Source organism: Pseudomonas sp. MWU13-2105 (assembly GCF_023242315.1).
Lineage (GTDB): Bacteria > Pseudomonadota > Gammaproteobacteria > Pseudomonadales > Pseudomonadaceae > Aquipseudomonas.
On sequence record NZ_JALLIY010000013.1, the window covers coordinates 122,221 to 140,811 of the forward strand.

Below are 18,591 nucleotides of genomic sequence, written 5' to 3' on the forward strand. Positions count from 1 at the left end.
GCTCCTGAGCTTGTTGTTTTTGTCGCAGCAGGTGGCATTCAAAAAACACGGTCTTGCTTAGCCGGCGGATACGGGCCGGCCGGCCGCTGTCAGCTGTTCCCGGGTCGGCAGGCCTTCCATGTCGCCGCGGCTCTGCACCGCCTGGGCGCCGATCCAGTTGCCACGTGTCACGGCCTGGGCCACGCTGTGGTTTTCCAGCAGCGCACTGATCACCCCGACGGCAAAGGCGTCACCGGCGCCCACCGTGTCGACCACGGTTTGCACCGGCACCGCGGCGACGAAACCCTCGTCGCGCTGGGTCCGATAGTAGGCACCGTCGGCCCCGAGCTTGATGGCCACGACGGCGGCGCCCTGGTCGAGATAGAAGGCGGCGATGTCGCGCGGTTCCTGGTAGCCGCTCAGCAAGCGGCCTTCGCCGAGCCCCGGCAGGATCCAATGGGCGAGGGCGGCGAGGGCATTGATGTCCTTGATCATCTGCTTTTCGCTGGTCCACAGGCCCGGCCGCAGATTGGGATCGAAGGACACGCTACGCCCGGCAGCCGCCATGCGGGTCATCAGCTCGAATGACAGCTCGCGGGCGCTGGCCGACAGGGCCGGAGGAATGCCGGTGGCGTGCAGATGGCGGGCCTCGAGCAACTGCGGGCGGATATCGGCGACTGACAGGCGACTGGCGGCCGAGCCACGGCGGAAATATTCCACTCGCGGGTCCTGGCCGAGGTCTTCCCTGGACTTGAGTTGAAAGCCGGTGGGATAGCTGGGGTCGATGTCGACGTAATCGCAGTGCAGACCTTCGCCCTGCAGGGTGTCGACCACGAAGCGGCCGAGGGAGTCGGCGCCGACCCGGCTCAGCCAGTTGACCTTGAATCCCAGGCGCGCCAAGCCGATGGCGACGTTGCTGTCGGCCCCGGCAATGCGCTTGTGGAAGTGCCCGACCCGGGCCAGGTCGCCGCATTGTTCGGCGACGAACATCGCCATGGTTTCGCCGAATGAGAGGATCTCGATCTCAGACATGGGTCGTTTCCTCCATGGAGCGGCCCAGGCGGGCCAGGGTTTGTACCTGTTCGCGGGTGACGGCCAACAGGTCGTCGCCCAGCAGCGGGTACTCCACGGCCCGGGTCAAACCTTGACTCATCTGCTCCATCAAACGTTCCCAGCGCTCCAGGTCGATGGCGCCTGGTGGCCGGGCGACAAGCTTGCCATCCGCGCGCCGGGCCACGGCCTTGCAGTGCAGGTAGTCGACATGCCGGCCGAGCAAGCGTGCGGCACTGCTGGCGGATTGGTCCTGCCAGTGCCAGTTGCCGATATCGAAGGTCATTTTCACCGGCAGGCGCTGTTGCTCGACCTGATCGAAAAAGCGCAGCAGGGGTTCGATGCGGCCGCCCTGGGTGGTCTGGTCGTTCTCCACCAGCAAGCGCACAGGTGATGTCGATAACAACCCCGCCAGGGCCGACAGGTCGCTGTTTTCGCTGAAATAGCCCAGGGAGACCTTCAGCCAGCGGGCCGCAAAGGCTTCGGCGCGCCGCAGGGTCGCCGCCAGTTGCGAATCAGGACGCGACTGACCGGCGGGCCACAATTCCAGGGGCGACGAGTAGGCGCATTCCAGGCCCACGGCCGCCGCGCGGCTGGCAAAGCGTTGTGGGTCTTCCTGGGTCAGCAGCTCTTCGCGTACCTCGATCCGGCGGGCACCGGCCTCGGCCAGCAGTTCGATAAAACTTTCCTGGCCGCGTTCACGGACCAGCGTCGCGCCATAACTGGAGAGGCTGATAGAGACGGGAAACAGCTGTTCTTTCATTGTTGTGCTACCTCTGAAACCGGTTTCATTTTTTACCGAGTCTGTATCAAGGGGCGTGCGTGTCGTGGGAGGGCTCAGGCAGAGCCTGTTGTCCCGGTTCGCCGCCCTACGAGGGGTGTTCCGTTTTCGCTCGTCGGGTTGAGCCGCGGACCATCAGTCGCGCGGGGAAGTCGATGGCTCGCGCGGCGCCCTTGTCGCCGCGCAGGCGTTTGAACAGGCAGTCGAAGGCGCTGGCGCCGATCTGCTGTGTAGGTTGGGCCAGGGCACTGATGCCGCTGCCCACCAGCGGGAACCATTCCAGGTCGTCCAGGGCGATCAGGCCGATATCGTCGAACAGCTTGCAGCCCAGTTCGCGAAGGGCCTGGACGCCAGCCAGGGCGGCGATGCCGTTGGCGCAGAAGAGTGCTTTGGGACCGGCGCCCGGGGCGGCGAGGAAATCTTCCAACTGCCCCTGCAATGAGGAGCCGGTATGGCCGATGCGACCGCTCAGGGAGGCACGCCTGGCGATCTCGCGGTTGAAGTGCTCGATCCGCTCCAGCCGTGAGCTGGTGCCGTCCAGCGGTTCACTGACCAGCATCAGGTCGCGGTAACCCTGTTGCTCCAGGTGGTCGATGGCGCTGTGCACGGCGGCGGCGTTGTCGAGGCCGACCAGGTCACTGTCCAACTGCTCGACCTTGCGATCGACCAGTACCATCGGCATCTCCCGCTGCAGTTCCTGCAGTTCTTCGAGATGATGACCGAGGGTGTTGAGGATCAGGCCTTCGATGTTATACGAGCGCAGCGCCGCCAGGTGCAGGCGTTCCTGCTGGTCGTCGCGGTCGGTGTTGCACACCACCAGGCTGTAGCCGTGGGCGCGACAGGCGGTTTCCACGCCATGCATCACGGCAATCGAATAAGGGTTGCGGATATCCGCCACCAGCATGCCGATCAGGCGTGTACGGCCGCGTTTCAGGCCGCGGGCCATCTGGTTGGGGCGGTAGCCCAGTTCGCTGATCGCCTGCTCGATACGCAAGGCGATGGCTTCGGAGAGCAGGGCCCGGTCATCGCCTATAAAGCGCGACACACTGGCCTTGGAAACCCCGGCACGTTCGGCGACATCGAGCATGGTCACGCGGCTGCGCTGGGCAGCGGAAAAACTGTTCACGGCCTGAAACCTTTTCTTGGAGTTATCAGCAGGCGGTTCGTGCGTTGACACTGAAACCGGTTTCAGAAGAACTCAAGGCAAGGGTGGCCGTCAAGTAACTTTTGCCGGCCAGGTCGATTACAGGTCCAGCGAGCGATGTAATGCGGCCAGGAGTTTTGTGTAGAGCAGGTCGACTTCCGGCGCCAGGCCGCGGGCCCGCAGGCAGCCATGCACCAGGCCGTGGCCGGGATGGAAGTCCACGGCGACGCCGGCCGCCTCAAGGCGCTCGGAGTACTGCACGCCGTCATCGCGCAGGGGGTCGAATTGCGCCACGGCGATAAACGCCGGGGCCAGGCCCCGCAGATCGGTGGCCAACAGCGGCATCGCATAGGCCGAAGGCTTGACCGTGCCCGGCAGGTACAAGGCGTGATAGCAGTGTACATCGCTGGTGCTGAGCAGCGGGGCGTCGGCGCATTCGGTGCGCGAGGGCAGTCGTTCGTCGCCACCCAGTCCCGGATAGATCAGTGCTTGCAGCCGTGGCTGCGCCTGGCCGGCATCGCGTAGGGCCAGGCATACGGCGGCGGCGAGATTGCCCCCGGCGCTGTCGCCGGCAATCGCCATGCGTCGCGGGTCCAGTTGCCAGGTCGCGGCGTCCGCTTGCAAGCCGCGCCATACCGTCAGGCAATCATCGAAGGCCGCTGGAAAGGGTTGCTCCGGAGCGAGCCGATAGTCGACGGCGATGATCACGACGTTGAGCCGGGACGCCAGCTCAGCGGTGATGAAGTCGTGGGAATCGAGGTCGCCGACAACCCAGCCGCCACCGTGCAGGTAGAGCACGCTGGGCCAGCCGTTGGCGGGGGCTGCTGAAGTCGGACGGTATTGGCGAATGGGCACCTGGTCGATCAGTTGTTCGCGGATGCTGACGTTCGCCGGACGCACTGGAGTGAACGCCTGGCACATCTCGCTGTAGCCGATGCGCAGGCCATTGATCGTGCTGTCCGGGGAGTTGAAACCGAGGGTCTTGGCGACAAAGGCGCTGAGTTGGGGGGAAAGCGGGTAATCGGTCATGCGCAGTCTCAGTTCTGTACGAGGTGTCAGGAGAACCTGTGGCGGCGATCTTGAGGGCCCCTTCGCGGCGTTGCGGCGATCCGACAAGCCCTGCTCCTACCGGTCCGTGGCGTGCACAAGATCTGTATCCGACACCGAACTGTAGGAGCAGGGCTTGCCCGCGAAGAGGCCCCTAGGGCGCCAAAAGCTTCGCGGCGGCGTGGCGATCCAACAAGCACCGCTCCCACACAAACACCGCAGCTCCGCTCCTGCAATCGGCGTTATTTCAAACTGGCCTGCACGCTCGCCACGCCATCCTTGCCATCAAAACTGGTCACGCCGCTCAGCCACTTCTGCAGATCTTCCGGGTGATCGCGCAGCCATTTCTTCGCCACGTCCTGGGGCGTCTGGCGCTCCATGATCGGTACCATCAACTGGCTTTCCTGGGCGGCGCTGAAGGTCAGGTTCTCCAGCAGCTTGTTGACGTTCGGGCAGCGCTGGGCGTAGTCCGGGGCAGTGACGGTGGACACGGTGGCCGCGCCCTCGTTAGGCCCGTAGACGTCTTCGCTGCCGGTCAGGTAGGTGATTTTCATGTTGATGTTCATCGGATGCGGGGTCCAGCCGACGAAGACCACGAACTCCTTGCGGTTGACCGCCCGTTGCACCGCCGCGAGCATCCCGGCTTCCCCGGATTCCACCAGGTTGAAGCCCTTGAGGCCGAAGTGGTCGGTGTCGATCATGGTCTTGATGGTGGTGTTGGCGCCGCTGCCGGGCTCGATGCCATAGATCTTGCCGCCGAGCTTGTCCTTGAACTTGGCGATATCGGCGAAGGTCTTCAGCCCCGCGTCAGCCACATATTGCGGTACGGCCAGGGTGGCCTGGGCGTCGGACAGGCTGGGCTGGGCCAGGACCTTGACCTGGTTGGCGGCGACAAACGGCGCGATGTTCTTGTCCATGGCCGGCTTCCAGTAGCCGAGGAAGATATCCAGGCGCTTGTCACGGATCCCGGCAAAGATGATCTGCTGCACGGCGCTGGTCTGCTTGCTTTCATAGCCCAGTCCGTTGAGCAGTACGTCAGCCATGCCACTGGTGGCGATCACATCGGTCCAGTTGACCACGCCCATGCGCACGGTCTTGCAGGAAGCGTCTTCGGAGGCGAGCACGCTGGTGCTCAGGAGGGCGGTACCGCAGAGGAACAGACAGCTGTTGAACAGTCTTTTCATGATACGCAGGTCTCGCGGCAGGTCGTTTATTGTGGAGGTCGGTGTCTTCATGCACCGTCCGGCCACGTTACGCAGCCGAGTGCTGGCAAAAGCGCACCAATGCGACCGGCTTTTGCACTGCGGCGACCCCCCACGTTATACCAGCACGCTCAACCAGGTCGAAACCAGCAATAACAGCGCCATGCAGCGATTGAACCGCTGCATCGCCAGGGGCGAGCGCAACAGCCGCGCGGAGCCGACCCCGAGCACGGCCCACAGGCTCATGCACGGCAACGACACGAGGAAGAACACCAGGGACAGCGACAGCACCTGGGCCTGACGCTCGGTGCCGTTGCCGGCGAATACGCCGACCACCGCCAGGGCCATCATCCAGACCTTGGGGTTGATCAGTTGCAGGCTGGCCGCCGCCAACAGGCCGAGGCGTTTTACCGGTGCCGCCTCGGGGTCGATGGCGTTGACCGGGGCACTGAAAATCCGCCAGGCCAGATAGCTCAGCCAGGCGATGCCGAGCCATTGCATGCCGGTGCGGACCTCGGGCAACTGCGTCAACGACTCACCGACACCACTGCCCACCAGCAGGACGATCAGTGCCGCGCCGGCACCGGCGCCGAGGATGATCGGCAGCGCCGCCGCGAGGCCGTGGCGGGCACTGTTGCTCAGCACCAGAATGTTGTTCGGCCCGGGGGTGACGGAGGCGACGATGGCAAAGAGCACAAAGGGCAGGAGGCTGGAAAGACTGGACAACATGCTGGCGGGCTCCACTGAAAGATCGATGCGGCGATCTTCCCGTGTGCCGCCTCAGGCGTCTGGAAGATTTGAGCAACGCTTGCGGTAGGCGGCGGGCGTCAGCCCGTAGGCGCGCACGAACCAGCGGCCCAGGTGGCTCTGGTCGGCAAAACCCAGGGTCATGGCGACGTTCGCCGGGGTTTCGCCCCGGGACAGCAGTTGCCGGGCCTTGGCCACCCGTAGCTGCACCAGATAGGCATGCGGCGGCAGGCCATAGGCGGCCTTGAAGGCGCGGGTCAGGCGGAAGCGGTCGACACCGCAGACGGCGGCGACCTCATCCAGGCTCAGGTCGTGTTGCAGATGGGCGTGCAGGTACTCGCGGGCAACCTGCGCGACCCGCGGCAGGCGCGGGTCCTCGCGGTAGCGGGCACGCCAGTGCAGATGGTCGGTGAGGCTGTCGAACAGACGGTCGAGGGCGCTTTGCCGGACAATCCGCAATTCCCGGGTGTGAATGGCCTGGAACGCGGCGCTGGTGGCCTGGGCCAGGCGCGGGTCGGTGGCCAGGGTGGTGGCAAAACTCAACTGGCTACCCGCCGGGGCCTCCTCGAACAGTGCGCTCAGCTCGCGTTCCAGCCAGTGCGGGTCGAGATAGATCGTGCGGTAGGTGAAGCCGCCGTCGGTGGGCGCGTCGCCGTCATGGATCTCACCGGGTTCGAGCAGGAACACGTTGCCCGCCAGGCTCTGGTAGCGGGTGCGCCGGCAATTGAACTGCTGCACGCCTTGTTCGGTAACCCCCACCAGGTAGCTGTCGTGCCAGTGGGCATCGTAGGCATGGGTATGACCCTGGAAACGCGCGCGCAGGGTTTCGATGCCGGTGTCCCGGTCCTGGGCCAGGTCGATCCAGTGGTTGGTGGTGCTGGACATGGGATTCCCGGAGTCATGGTCAATCATGCAGTGCTTAAGTGAATGCTGGCAGCCATGTCCCAGTCTAGAAGATCCGTGCACGGGCTCGACAGTACCCCGATAGGGGAATTGGCGGGCGGGAAGCGAGGGCCTAGAGTGGCGGCACATTTCAAACACCCAGACAGAGAGGGATTATGCGCGCACGTGAATGGGGAATCACCCTGGGCCTGGGAACACCGGGGCCACTTAATGCCATCACCGATGTGCCTGGTGTGCGGGTCGGACACAGTACGCTGAAGAGCGAGGTCGACGGCAAGCAGGTACGCACCGGGGTGACGCTGATCCAGCCACGGGCCGGCGCGGCTCGCGAACAACCCTGTTTCGCCGGTTGCCATGTGCTCAACGGCAATGGCGATGCCACGGGACTGGAGTGGATTCGCGAAGCCGGGCTGCTGACCACGCCGGTGGCGATCACCAATACCCATAGCGTGGGTGTGGTACGCGACGCCCTGATCGCCGACGAGCGCGACAGCCTGGCGGACCCGGCGGTGTACTGGTGCATGCCGGTCGTCATGGAAACCTACGACGGAGTGCTCAACGATATCTGGGGCCAGCATGTCGCTGCCGAACAGGTCCGTGAAGCACTGGCCGACGCCAAGCCCGGGCCGGTCAGCGAAGGCTCGGTGGGCGGCGGTACCGGGATGATCTGTCACGAATTCAAGGGCGGTATCGGCACTTCGTCGCGGCGCCTGGCGGCGGCGCAGGGCGGTTGGACCGTCGGCGCGCTGGTCCAGGCCAATCATGGCAAGCGCCAGGAGCTGCGGGTGGACGGTTATCCGGTCGGTCGCCAGTTGCTGGACATCCCTTCGCCTTTTGCCCGCCGTGGCAGCCCGGGCATGGGCTCGATCGTGGTGATCCTCGCCACCGATGCTCCGCTGTTGCCCCATCAATGCCAGCGCCTGGCGCAACGGGCGGCCATCGGTATCGCCCGTACCGGCGGCGGCACCGAGGACTCCAGCGGCGATATCTTCCTGGCTTTCGCCACCGGCAACGAACAACTGCCGCCTGCCGACTACGGGCGCAAGGACCTGCCGTTCAGCAGCCCGCTGGCGATGGTCAACAACGACCATATTTCGCCGTTGTTCCTGGCGGCGGCCGAAGCGGTGGAGGAGGCGATCATCAATGCCTTGCTGGCCGGCGAGGATATGCGCGCGGCCGATGGAACTGCGGTGCCGGCGTTAAAAGGCGAAGTTGTCCTGAATGCATTGAGAACCTGCGGTCGGACGGGAAATTTATAAGTATAAAAGTGACTGGCTGGTCATTTATTGATGCACTTCCCATATGCATTCTTGTGACTTGAAGTTTTCCAGAAGTCTGCTTGCAGGAGTCAGCTGTTACTGTCGGAAAAAACTTTCACGACCTTGACCAATGTTTGTAGGTGTTTTCCGTACTTAGGCGATTTGATATCAAAAAAAGCGCTGGACGTTTGATTTCAAATTGTGTCAGTTTCTCGCTGCCTTCAAAAAGGGCGAGTGATAGGATGATCTCGCCAAGGGATTGTCGCTATCTGACAAAAACTGTTTCACTTGCAAACAAGGAAGTGTGTTTATGTCAAAAGTCAAAACCAAGGCTATTGTTTCTGCGGATGCGGCACTGGCGGCCAGCGGTACAAGTTCCGCCTTTAACCAGATCGATAGCTTCAGCCATCAATACGACCGTGGCGGTGATCTCACGGTCAATGGCAAACCCTCCTACTCCGTCGATCAGGCCGCCACGCAATTGCTGCGTGACGGTGCCGCCTGGCACGATCTGAACGGCAGCGGCAAGATCGAGCTGACCTATACCTTCCTGACCTCCCAGACCTCGAATTTCAGCGGTCTGGGCGTCACCGGGTTCAGTCAGTTCAGCGCGTTGCAGAAGTCGCAGGCCGTGCTGTCCATGCAATCCTGGGCGGACGTGGCCAATGTGACCTTCACGGAGGCGGCGAAGGGAGGCGATGGTCATATGACCTTCGGTAACTATAGCGGCGGACAGGAAGGTGCGGCGGCATTCGCTTTCCTGCCGGGTACCGAGCCGGGCTTCGACGGCCAGTCCTGGTACCTGACCGGTAGCGGCTACAACGTCAACAAGACGCCGGGCCTGAACAACTACGGTCGCCAGACCCTGACGCATGAGATCGGCCATACCCTCGGCCTGGCTCATCCCGGCGACTACAACGCCGGCGAAGGCAACCCGACCTACAATGACGCGTCGTATGGGCAGGACACCCGCGGCTACAGCGTCATGAGCTACTGGAGCGAAAGCAACACCAGCCAGAACTTCAGCAAAGGCGGGGTCGAGGCTTATTCCTCGGGCCCGCTGATGGATGATATCGCGGCAATCCAGAAGCTCTATGGCGCCAACTACAGCACCCGCTCCGGTGATACCACCTATGGGTTCAACTCCAATGCTGGTCGCGACTATTTGAGCGCCACTTCGTCTTCGGACAAGCTGGTGTTCTCGGTCTGGGATGGTGGCGGCAATGACACCCTGGATTTCTCCGGGTTCACCCAGAACCAGAAGATCAACCTGCATGACGCTTCGTTCTCCGACGTCGGCGGCATGGTGGGCAATATCTCCATCGCCCAGGGCGTCACGCTCGAGAACGCCATCGGCGGATCGGGCAATGACCTGCTGATCGGCAACGACGTGGCCAACGAACTGCGTGGCGGCGCCGGCAACGACATCCTCTACGGGGCTGGCGGTGCCGATAAACTCTGGGGTGGTTCGGGCAGTGATACCTTCGTGTTCGCCGCCGTTTCCGACTCGGCGCCGAAAGCGGCCGACCGGATCATGGATTTCACCAGTGGCCAGGACAAGATCGATTTGTCCGGGATCACCCATGGTTCGGGCCTGACCTTCGTCAATGCATTCACCGGGCATGCCGGCGATGCGGTGCTGACGTATGCCTCGGGCACCAACCTGGGTACCCTGGCGGTGGACTTCTCCGGGCACGGCGTCGCCGATTTCCTGGTGACCACCGTGGGCCAGGCAGCGGTCACGGATATCGTGGCTTGAGTTGATGCGGTAAGGGCAGCGCTGCAGCGCTGCCTTCTGGCCCGGTAGTCCATGCCCATGATCAAGACTTTTGTCCGCAGTACCTATTCGACGTGGCTGATGGCTGCGTTTCTGGCGTTTTTTGGAGAACTCACCATGGCGAGCAGCCTGCTCATGACCAGCCCCGAGGCCCTTGTCGGCCAGTGGTGGATGTACCCCGAAGGAGAAGACCCCAAGGCCTGCGAGCTGGACCTGGCATTGCAGTCACCGCGCCTGGGTGGCGACCTGGAGTGCATCGCCGGCTGGTTGGGCGAGCGCCCGGCCAACTGGGAGCCGACCCCCGATGGCCTGTGGCTGTATGGCGTCGAAGGGACCGGCATCGTGCACTTCAATCGGCAGAAGGCCGATCGTTATGAAGTGCGCCTGAGGAATGGCGTCGTTCTGCTACTGGTGCGCGACAAATCATGAGTATTCAGAGGTAAATCGATTAAACGGCAACTTGTTACCCCGTGTTTATTAGTTGCTTTGTCGTTCAGTCTTTATGAATCGCGAAAGAACGATTCATGTTGAAAGTACCTATGTTTCCGAGCGGCTCGTCGCCATCGGATAAAGGTATGTACTCGGCTGTCCGTAAATTTCAAGGAAGATAGATGACCCCGCCGAAAATGATGTCCGGGACACCTTTGATCCGTGTGCTCGGCGATTATAAAAATATTCTGTTCAGCGTCGGCTGCTTCACTGCGTTGATCAACCTGCTGATGCTGGTGCCGTCGATTTACATGCTCCAGGTCTATGACCGGGTACTGACCTCGCAGAACGAAACCACCCTGGTGATGCTGAGCATCATGGTCGTGGGTTTCTTTGCCTTTATCGGGCTGCTGGAAGTGGTCCGCAGTTTCATCGTGATCCGCATCGGCAGCGCGCTGGAGCGGCGCTTGAACCTGCGGGTCTACCAGGCGGCCTTCGAGCGCAACCTGTTGCGCGGCGAAGGTCACGCCGGCCAGGCCCTCGGCGACCTGACGCAGATTCGCCAGTTTCTCACCGGGCCGGCGCTGTTCGCCTTTTTCGACGCGCCGTGGTTTCCCATCTACCTGCTGGTGATCTTCCTGTTCAACCCCTGGCTGGGGGGCTTCGCCAGTGTCGGGGCCTTGCTGCTGATTGCCCTGGCCTGCCTCAACGAATCGATGACCAAAAAGCCCTTGAGCGAAGCCAGCGGTTATTCGCAACGCTCGACTCAACTGGCCACCAGTCATCTGCACAACGCCGAGACCATCCAGGCCATGGGCATGCTCGGCGTGCTGCGCAAGCGCTGGTTCCAGGTGCACTCGCGATTCCTGGCACGGCAGAACCGCGCCAGCGATACCGGGGCGGTGATTACCTCCCTGAGCAAGATGTCGCGCCTGTGCCTGCAATCGCTGGTGTTGGGCCTGGGGGCGCTGTTGGTGATCAAGGGCGAGATGACCGCCGGGATGATGATCGCCGGCTCCATCCTGATGGGACGGGTGCTCAGTCCCATCGACCAGTTGATTGCGGTGTGGAAACAGTGGAGCACGGCCAAGCTCGCCTATCAGCGCCTGGACGGCCTGTTGCGCGAGTTTCCGGAGGAGGAAGGGCAGATGAGCCTGCCCGCGCCCCAGGGCCAGGTGGCGTTTGAACAGGTCAGCGCCGGACCGCCGGGCAAGCGTGGCGCGACCTTGCACTTGGTGAGCTTCAGCCTGGCCCCCGGCGAAGTGCTGGGGGTGCTCGGCGCCTCGGGTTCGGGCAAGTCGACCCTGGCCCGGGTGCTGGTGGGCGTCTGGCCGACCCTCGGCGGCACCGTGCGCCTGGACGGTGCCGACCTGCATCGCTGGGACCGCGACGACCTCGGTCCGCATATCGGTTACTTGCCCCAGGACATCGAGTTGTTCAGCGGCACCATTGCCGAGAATATCGCGCGGTTTGCCGAGGTCGATTCAGTGAAAGTGGTCGAGGCGGCGCGCCAGGCCGGGGTACATGAACTGATCCTGCGCCTGCCCCAGGGCTACGATACGCTGCTGGGAGAAGACGGCAGCGGCCTGTCCGGCGGACAGAAACAGCGCGTGGCGCTGGCCCGTGCGCTCTATGGCAGTCCGCGCCTGGTGGTGCTGGATGAACCCAATTCCAACCTCGATGTGGTCGGGGAAACCGCCTTGACCCAGGCGATTGCCCTGCTCAAGGCCGGGGGCAGCACGGTGGTCCTGGTGACCCATCGTTCCAGCTCCTTGACCCAGGCGGACAAGTTGCTGGTGCTCAACGAAGGCCGCCTGCAAGCCTTCGGCAGCAGTGCCGATGTGCTCAAGGCGCTATCGGCCGGCGCCCAGCCCCTAGCACAACCGGTCCGCGAGACTGCCGCCCCGACCGGCGTCAGCCTGAACCGACAGTATCCGGCGCCGACGCGCAGCAGCGGCGCATGAGCAAGGACAGCACGATGCAGATCAGTCCCCCTGTTGAATACCGCGAGCACGACGCCCGGTTCTTTGCCCGCATGGGCTGGCTGTTGGCGCTGGTGGGCGCCGGCGGCTTCTTTCTCTGGGCGGCGCTGGCGCCGCTGGACCAGGGTATTGCCGTGCAGGGCACGGTGGTGGTGTCCGGCAAGCGCAAGGCTGTGCAATCCCTCGGCGGCGGCGTGGTCAGCCGGATCCTGGTGCGCGAAGGGCAAGTGGTGCATCAGGGCCAGCCGCTGTTTCGCCTCGACCAGACCCAGCTGTCGGCCGATGTGCAATCGCTGCAGGCCCAGTACCGCATGGCCTGGGCCAGCCAGGCGCGCTGGCAGAGCGAGCGCGACAATCTGCCCCGGGTGGTGTTTCCGCCCGAGTTGAGCACGGATGCCGACCCGCGCCTGGCGCTGGTCCTCGAAGGCCAGCGACAACTGTTCAGCAGCCGTCGCGAAGCCTTTTTCCGTGAGCAGGCTGGCATTCGCGCCAGTATCGATGGCGCCGGCTCGCAACTGGCCGGCATGCGCCGGGCACGCAACGACATGCTGGCCCGCGCCGACTCCCTGCGCAGCCAGTTGGACAACCTCAAACCGCTGGCGGACAACGGCTATATCCCACGCAATCGCCTGTTGGACTACCAGCGCCAGCTGTCCCAGGTGCAACAGGACCTGGCACAGAACAGCGGCGAAAGCGGGCGGGTCGAGCAGGGCATTGTCGAGTCGCGGCTCAAACTTTCGCAACACGCCGAGGAGTACCAGAAGGAAGTCCGCGGCCAGTTGGCCGAGGCCCAGCTCAAGAGCCTGACCCTGGAGCAGCAGTTGCGCTCGGCGGGTTTCGATTTGCAGCACAGCGAGATCATCGCGCCGGCCGAGGGCATCGCGGTCAACCTCGGCGTGCACACCGAAGGCGCGGTGATCCGCGCCGGGGAAACCCTGCTGGAGATCGTGCCCCAGGGCGAGCGCCTGGAAGTCGAGGGGCATCTGCCGGTCAATCTGGTGGACAAGGTCGGCAGCCATCTGCCCGTGGACATCCTGTTCACCGCCTTCAATCAGAGTCGTACCCCACGGGTGCCCGGCGAAGTCAGCCTGATCTCCGCCGACCAGTTGCTCGATGAAAAGACCGGTGCGCCGTATTACGTGCTGCGTACTTCGGTGAGCGACATGGCCCTGGAAAAGCTCCACGGGCTGGTGATCAAGCCGGGCATGCCCGCCGAGATGTTCGTGCGTACCGGCGAGCGCTCGCTGCTCAACTATCTGTTCAAACCGCTGCTGGACCGCGCGGGTTCCGCGCTGACCGAGCAATAGGATGCTGCACCGAATGAAGACACTGTCGATGATCGTGGCAACGCTGTCGCTGTTGGTCAGCACCGGCAGCCAGGCCATGGGGCCGTTCCAGGTCTACGAGCAGGCGCTGCGTAATGACCCGGTATTCCTCGGCGCGCTCAAGGAGCGCGATGCCGGCCAGGAAAACCGCGCCATTGGCCGCGCCGGCCTGTTGCCGAAAATTTCCTACAACTACAACCAGGGCCGCAACGATTCGCGGGCCACCTACCTCAGTGAGCGCGGCAATGCCCACGAGGACCGCCGCTACACCAGCTCCGGCTCCACGCTGATGCTGCAACAACCGCTGATCGACTACGAGGCCTACGCCAATTACCGCAAGGGCGTGGCGCAGGCGTTGTTCGCCGATGAAACCTTTCGCGGCAAGAGCCAGGAACTGCTGGTGCGGGTCCTGACCTACTACACCAAGGCATTGTTTGCCCAGGACCAGATCGAGATCGCCCAGGCGCGCAAGAAAGCCTATGAGGAGCAGTTCCAGCAGAACGAGCATCTGTTCCGCCAGGGCGAGGGTACGCGTACCGATATTCTTGAAGCCGAGTCGCGTTTCGAGCTGGCCACCGCCGAGGAAATCGAAGCCCGCAACGAGCAGGATGCCGCCCTGCGCGAGCTGGGGGCGCTGATCGGCGTGGCGTCGGTGGATGTTACCGAACTGGCACCGCTGGCCCAGGCTTTCCAGTCGTTTCCCCTGGAACCGGCGAATTTCGACACCTGGCACGCCATGGCCCTGGAGAACAACCCGATCCTGGCGTCCCAGCGCCAGGCCCTCGAAGTCGCCCGTTATGAAGTGGAACGCAATCGCGCCGGGCACCTGCCCAAGCTCAATGCCTATGCCAGCGTGCGCAAGAGCGAATCCGACAGTGGCAACACCTACAACCAGCGTTACGACACCAACACCATCGGTTTCGAGGTGAACGTGCCGCTGTTTGCCGGTGGCGGGGTCTCGGCGTCGGTACGCCAGGCCAGTGCCAATCTGGAGCAGGCCGAATACGAGCTGGACGGCAAGACCCGCGAAACCCTGATCGAGCTGCGCCGTCAGTTCAGCGCCTGCCTGTCGGGGGTGAGCAAGCTGCGCGCCTATCAGAAGGCCTTGAGTTCGGCCGAAGCCCTGGTGGTCTCGACCAAGCAGAGCATCCTCGGCGGCGAGCGGGTCAACCTCGATGCGCTGAACGCCGAGCAGCAGCTCTACAGCACCCGCCGCGACCTGGCCCAGGCGCGCTATGACTACTTGATGGCCTGGACCAAGTTGCATTACTACGCGGGCACCTTGCGCGAAACCGATTTGGCCAGGGTCGACGAGGCCTTCATAGGGCAATAATTCCAACCAGCAAGGAGGCAATACCATGGGTGTATTTGACTATAAAAGCGTAGGAACCGAGGCTTCGAAAGCGCTGTATTCCGATGCGTTGGCGATCACCTTGTACTCCTACCACAACCTCGACAACGGCTTTGCCGTGGGCTACCAGCAGAACGGTTTCGGCCTGGGCCTGCCGGCGACCCTGGTCAAGGCCCTGATCGGCGGCACGGATGCCCAGGGGGTCATTCCCGGGGTGCCGTGGAACCCGGACTCGGAGAAAGCCGCGCTGGCGGCGGTCAAGGCCGCCGGCTGGACGCCCATCAGCGCCGCGCAACTGGGTTACGGCGGCAAGACCGACGCCCGCGGCACCTTCTATGGCGAACAGGCCGGTTACACCACGGCGCAGGCGGAAATCCTTGGCAAGTACGACGCCAGCGGGCACCTGACCGAGATCGGTGTGTCCTTCCGTGGCACCAGCGGCCCACGGGAAACGCTGATCAGCGATTCCATCGGCGATGCGATCAACGACTTGCTGGCGGCCATCGGGCCCAAGGACTACGCGAAGAACTACAGCGCCAATGCCTTCGAGGGCCTGCTCAACAGCGTGGCGAGCTTTGCCGCCGCCAACGGCCTGTCCGGCAAGGACGTGCTGGTCAGCGGCCACAGCCTGGGCGGGCTGGCGGTCAACAGCGTGGCCGACCTGAGCAAGGACCATTGGGGCGGCTTCTACAAGAATGCCAACTACATCGCCTTCGCCTCGCCGACCCAGAGCGGTGCGGGCACCCAGGTGCTGAATATCGGTTATGAAAACGACCCGGTATTCCGCGCCCTCGACGGCTCCAGCCTGAGCCTGGCGACCTTGGGTGTACATGATGCGAACAAGGCTTCGGCGACCAACAATATCGTCAGTTTCAACGATCATTACGCGTCCGATGCCTGGAACGTGCTGCCGTTTTCCATCGGCAATGTCGCCACCTGGATTTCCCACCTGCCGACGGCCTATGGCGATGGCCTGAATCGGGTGCTGGGGTCGCAGTTCTATGACCTGACCAGCAAGGATTCGACCATTGTCGTCGCCAACCTGTCGGACCCGGCGCGGGACAAGACCTGGGTGCAGGATCTCAATCGTAACGCCGAGACCCATAGTGGCAGCACCTTTATCATTGGCAGCGACGCCAATGACCTGCTCAAGGGCGGGCGGGGCAATGACTACATCGAAGGGCGCGGTGGTAACGACACCTTCAGGGATGACGGTGGCTACAACATCATCCTGGGCGGCAAGGGCAACAACACCTTCGACCTGCAGAAATCCCTGAGTAGCTTCGATATCGCCAATGACGGCCACGGCACCTTGTATATCCGCGATGCCAGCGGCGGGATCAGCATCGCCCAGAATATCGGTACGCTGGTCAGCAAGGAGTCGAGCCTGGTGTTCTTCAACAAGGACGTGGCCCATGTGGTGGGGAACCAGAGTCTGTCAGAGGGGAGTTATGTCAACTCGCAGGTGGGTAGTGATGGTGCCGATACCCTGACCGCGAAGTCTTCGGGAGAGTGGTTGCTGGGCAATGGCGGCGACGATCACCTGATCGGTGCGGCCAAGGGCGGCAACCTGTTTATCGGTGGGGCCGGCAATGACCTGATGGACGCGAAGGGCGGGGGTAATACCTTCCTGTTCAACGGCTTCAACGGGTCGTTCGGCCAGGACAAGATCACCGGCTTCCAGGCGTCCGACAAACTGGTGTTCATGGGTTATGCCGATTCCCAGGGGCACACTATCCAGGAGCATGCCAGGGTGGTGGGGCACGATACGGTGCTGACCTTCGGGGCGGATTCGGTGACGTTGGTGGGGGTAGGGTTGGATGTGCTGAAGGGGGCGAGTGTGGTGATCGCCTGACCGCGTCATGGGCGGGGCTTGAACACTGATCTCAAGCCTGGCTGAAGTCTATGTGGCGAGCGGGCAAGCCGCTCGCCACAAGTTCTCTATTCGCCGCAAGGCTGCGCTACGGCAGCTTCAGCAACACATAATCGTTCTTGTCGAACCGCTGGCTGAGCACGGGCACCAGATCGCCGACGGCGGTGCCTTTCAGCGCATCGAAAGTGCCTTTGTCCATCATCACCCAGGCCGGTCGCGCCACGCCCTGAAGCTGCTCGGGCGTTTCGGTGAAGATCGGCTGCAGATCGCCTTCGGCATTGACCATGAACTTGATCGCCCGCCCATCCTTGCCCACCGCGTGCATGACCAGCGGCGCCGGGTCCTTGCGCATCAACTGTTGGGTGGCCTGGGTAAAGGCGCGGGTATCGTAGGCCACGCGTTCGGTCGGCTCGACGATCAGGATATAACTGCTCCACAGTGCCAGCACCGCGCAACCGGCCAGCCCGAGGGCGCGCCAGCGGCCGTTGAACAGCAGCACCACGGCGAGGACCTGCAAGACCCCGACCAGATAGGGGGCGACACCCAGGTCCGGCAGTTCCTCAGGAAAGCGCCGATGCAACATGAACATTCCGGCAATCAGCAGGCCGGGCAGGATCAGCCAGAGACCTTGCATCAACCCACGCAGCCAGGCAAACAGACGGCCTTTTTCAACCTGGAACGGATAGGCCGCGACGATCGCCGCCATCGGCACCATCGGCAGGATATAACGGGCTTTTTTCGCCTGGGGCACCGACAAACCAAGCATCACGATCAGCCCTGCCGCGACCGCATAGAGGGTCAGTTGCAAGGCCGGTCCGCGATGCTGGCGACCGGTTGCCAGAATGGCGACCAGCACCAGTACCGCCAACGGATACGCCAGGGCGTAGTTGCCAAAAGCGCTGCTGAAGTAATACAGCGTGCCGCTGGAACCCGCCGAGCCGTCCATGCGGCCGGTGAACTGCATGCGGATCACTTCCTGGAGAAAGGCCGGGCCACCATCCAGCGAAGCCAGCCACAACAGCAGGCCGATGCAGGCCGCCAGCAGGAACAGGGCCTGGAAGCCGAACACGAACAGCCGACGCCATTGACCGCTGAGCAGGTAGAAGCTGCACAGCATGCCGGTGGGGATCACCAGGCCCATGGGGCCGCGAATGGCAAAACCGAGCACCAGCAGCGCCAGGAGCAGCACGCTGCGTTTCGGCGCGCCATAGTATCTGGCGGCATAACCCAGGTAGAACACCGCCAGTGACACGGCAGCGAGCATCTGGTCGAGGGAAACCGCGCGGGTTTCGATCAGGAAATTATTGGTCAGCAACAGCAAGGCGATGCTCAGCAGCGCCCAACGTGGCGAATGCGGGGCCACCAGCCGGTACATCAGCACTACGATCCAGGCCGAGGCCAGGGCGCTTGGCAGCCAGGCGGCGAGGGCATTGACCGTGCCGAACGGCAGCGACAGCAGCCAGATCAGCAGTGTGGAAAACGCCGAATAGTCCGGGTACGGCTCGCCATAGGTGGTCGGGAAGAAACTCGGACCGTGGCGCAGCATTTCCTCGGCAAACAGCACGAAGCGCGAGTCAAAGCCGATGGCGGCTTGCTGGTAGACGCCGGCAACAAACAGCAGCAGGGCCAGCAGGCCGAGGCCGAGGGATTGGCGATTCAGGGTATTGCGGGATGAGGACGTCAATGTCACGGCCGTGAACCTGAAAAAACGGGCGAGCCCGTTAGGAACGAAAACGCGGTCA

The 18,591-nt window shown here is 63.2% G+C and carries 15 protein-coding genes; 7 read left to right on the forward strand and 8 right to left on the reverse strand.

Annotated features, from left to right (window positions below; translation table 11 throughout):
• Window positions 1-57 precede the first annotated feature (57 nt).
• The 7 genes from M5B96_RS19990 to M5B96_RS20020 form a co-directional block, all read right to left on the reverse strand.
• A complete protein-coding gene (locus M5B96_RS19990; RefSeq protein WP_248798551.1) occupies window positions 58-1,011 on the reverse strand; it encodes a sugar kinase in 954 nt (317 codons plus the stop codon).
• A complete protein-coding gene (locus M5B96_RS19995; protein ID WP_248798553.1) occupies window positions 1,004-1,792 on the reverse strand; it encodes a sugar phosphate isomerase/epimerase family protein in 789 nt (262 codons plus the stop codon). Before M5B96_RS19995 ends, M5B96_RS19990 begins: the two co-directional genes overlap by 8 nt.
• 106 nt (window positions 1,793-1,898) lie before the next feature.
• On the reverse strand, window positions 1,899-2,936 hold the full coding sequence (locus M5B96_RS20000) for a LacI family DNA-binding transcriptional regulator (RefSeq protein WP_318654854.1): 1,038 nt from the start codon (window positions 2,934-2,936) through the stop codon (window positions 1,899-1,901).
• A gap of 117 nt (window positions 2,937-3,053) precedes the next feature.
• Window positions 3,054-3,983: an alpha/beta hydrolase gene (locus M5B96_RS20005; protein ID WP_248798555.1), complete on the reverse strand. Its 930-nt coding sequence runs from the start codon at window positions 3,981-3,983 to the stop codon at window positions 3,054-3,056.
• Window positions 3,984-4,243: 260 nt separating this feature from the next.
• Window positions 4,244-5,185, reverse strand: coding sequence for a choline ABC transporter substrate-binding protein (locus tag M5B96_RS20010; RefSeq protein ID WP_248798557.1), 942 nt, complete (start codon window positions 5,183-5,185; stop codon window positions 4,244-4,246).
• Window positions 5,186-5,320: 135 nt separating this feature from the next.
• Window positions 5,321-5,932 carry a LysE family translocator gene (locus M5B96_RS20015; protein WP_248798558.1) on the reverse strand — a complete coding sequence of 204 codons (612 nt, stop codon included), beginning with the start codon at window positions 5,930-5,932 and terminating at the stop codon, window positions 5,321-5,323.
• Between the two features lie 51 nt (window positions 5,933-5,983).
• Window positions 5,984-6,835, reverse strand: a complete 852-nt coding sequence (locus M5B96_RS20020; RefSeq protein WP_248798559.1) for an AraC family transcriptional regulator — start codon at window positions 6,833-6,835, stop codon at window positions 5,984-5,986.
• Between the two features lie 173 nt (window positions 6,836-7,008).
• Here M5B96_RS20020 and M5B96_RS20025 point away from each other — a divergent pair, with 173 nt between their 5' ends.
• The 7 genes from M5B96_RS20025 (at window position 7,009) to M5B96_RS20055 (ending at window position 16,831) form a co-directional block, all read left to right on the forward strand.
• The gene (locus M5B96_RS20025) at window positions 7,009-8,112 is read left to right on the forward strand and encodes a P1 family peptidase (RefSeq protein WP_248798560.1); all 1,104 of its coding nucleotides are present in this window, start codon (window positions 7,009-7,011) and stop codon (window positions 8,110-8,112) included.
• 310 nt (window positions 8,113-8,422) lie between these two features.
• Window positions 8,423-9,871: a serralysin family metalloprotease gene (locus M5B96_RS20030; protein ID WP_248798561.1), complete on the forward strand. Its 1,449-nt coding sequence runs from the start codon at window positions 8,423-8,425 to the stop codon at window positions 9,869-9,871.
• Window positions 9,872-9,928: 57 nt separating this feature from the next.
• Complete coding sequence (locus M5B96_RS20035) at window positions 9,929-10,318, forward strand: AprI/Inh family metalloprotease inhibitor (RefSeq protein WP_248798562.1); 390 nt, start codon at window positions 9,929-9,931, stop codon at window positions 10,316-10,318.
• A gap of 182 nt (window positions 10,319-10,500) precedes the next feature.
• On the forward strand, window positions 10,501-12,282 hold the full coding sequence (locus tag M5B96_RS20040; protein ID WP_318654855.1) for a type I secretion system permease/ATPase: 1,782 nt from the start codon (window positions 10,501-10,503) through the stop codon (window positions 12,280-12,282).
• Window positions 12,279-13,607, forward strand: coding sequence for an HlyD family type I secretion periplasmic adaptor subunit (locus M5B96_RS20045; protein WP_248798563.1), 1,329 nt, complete (start codon window positions 12,279-12,281; stop codon window positions 13,605-13,607). Before M5B96_RS20040 ends, M5B96_RS20045 begins: the two co-directional genes overlap by 4 nt.
• A gap of 13 nt (window positions 13,608-13,620) precedes the next feature.
• Window positions 13,621-14,958 (forward strand): TolC family outer membrane protein, encoded by a 1,338-nt coding sequence (locus M5B96_RS20050; RefSeq protein WP_248798565.1) that lies wholly within the window; start codon window positions 13,621-13,623, stop codon window positions 14,956-14,958.
• 25 nt (window positions 14,959-14,983) lie between these two features.
• Window positions 14,984-16,831 (forward strand): polyurethanase, encoded by a 1,848-nt coding sequence (locus M5B96_RS20055; RefSeq protein WP_248798574.1) that lies wholly within the window; start codon window positions 14,984-14,986, stop codon window positions 16,829-16,831.
• Window positions 16,832-16,937: 106 nt separating this feature from the next.
• On the opposite strand, the gene M5B96_RS20060 is transcribed toward M5B96_RS20055, so the two are convergent.
• Window positions 16,938-18,533, reverse strand: a complete 1,596-nt coding sequence (locus M5B96_RS20060) for an ArnT family glycosyltransferase (RefSeq protein ID WP_248798740.1) — start codon at window positions 18,531-18,533, stop codon at window positions 16,938-16,940.
• Window positions 18,534-18,591 lie beyond the last annotated feature (58 nt).

Excerpts from the sequence above, each read along its gene's own strand:
- M5B96_RS19990 (WP_248798551.1), bottom strand. The coding sequence starts at position 1,011 with ATGTCTGAGATCGAGATCCTCTCATTCGGCGAAACCATGGCGATGTTC.
- M5B96_RS19995 (WP_248798553.1), bottom strand. The coding sequence starts at position 1,792 with ATGAAAGAACAGCTGTTTCCCGTCTCTATCAGCCTCTCCAGTTATGGC.
- M5B96_RS20005 (WP_248798555.1), bottom strand. The coding sequence starts at position 3,983 with ATGACCGATTACCCGCTTTCCCCCCAACTCAGCGCCTTTGTCGCCAAG.
- M5B96_RS20010 (WP_248798557.1), bottom strand. The coding sequence starts at position 5,185 with ATGAAAAGACTGTTCAACAGCTGTCTGTTCCTCTGCGGTACCGCCCTC.
- M5B96_RS20015 (WP_248798558.1), bottom strand. The coding sequence starts at position 5,932 with ATGTTGTCCAGTCTTTCCAGCCTCCTGCCCTTTGTGCTCTTTGCCATC.
- M5B96_RS20020 (WP_248798559.1), bottom strand. The coding sequence starts at position 6,835 with ATGTCCAGCACCACCAACCACTGGATCGACCTGGCCCAGGACCGGGAC.
- M5B96_RS20025 (WP_248798560.1), top strand. The coding sequence starts at position 7,009 with ATGCGCGCACGTGAATGGGGAATCACCCTGGGCCTGGGAACACCGGGG.
- M5B96_RS20030 (WP_248798561.1), top strand. The coding sequence starts at position 8,423 with ATGTCAAAAGTCAAAACCAAGGCTATTGTTTCTGCGGATGCGGCACTG.
- M5B96_RS20035 (WP_248798562.1), top strand. The coding sequence starts at position 9,929 with ATGATCAAGACTTTTGTCCGCAGTACCTATTCGACGTGGCTGATGGCT.
- M5B96_RS20040 (WP_318654855.1), top strand. The coding sequence starts at position 10,501 with ATGACCCCGCCGAAAATGATGTCCGGGACACCTTTGATCCGTGTGCTC.
- M5B96_RS20045 (WP_248798563.1), top strand. The coding sequence starts at position 12,279 with ATGAGCAAGGACAGCACGATGCAGATCAGTCCCCCTGTTGAATACCGC.
- M5B96_RS20050 (WP_248798565.1), top strand. The coding sequence starts at position 13,621 with ATGAAGACACTGTCGATGATCGTGGCAACGCTGTCGCTGTTGGTCAGC.
- M5B96_RS20055 (WP_248798574.1), top strand. The coding sequence starts at position 14,984 with ATGGGTGTATTTGACTATAAAAGCGTAGGAACCGAGGCTTCGAAAGCG.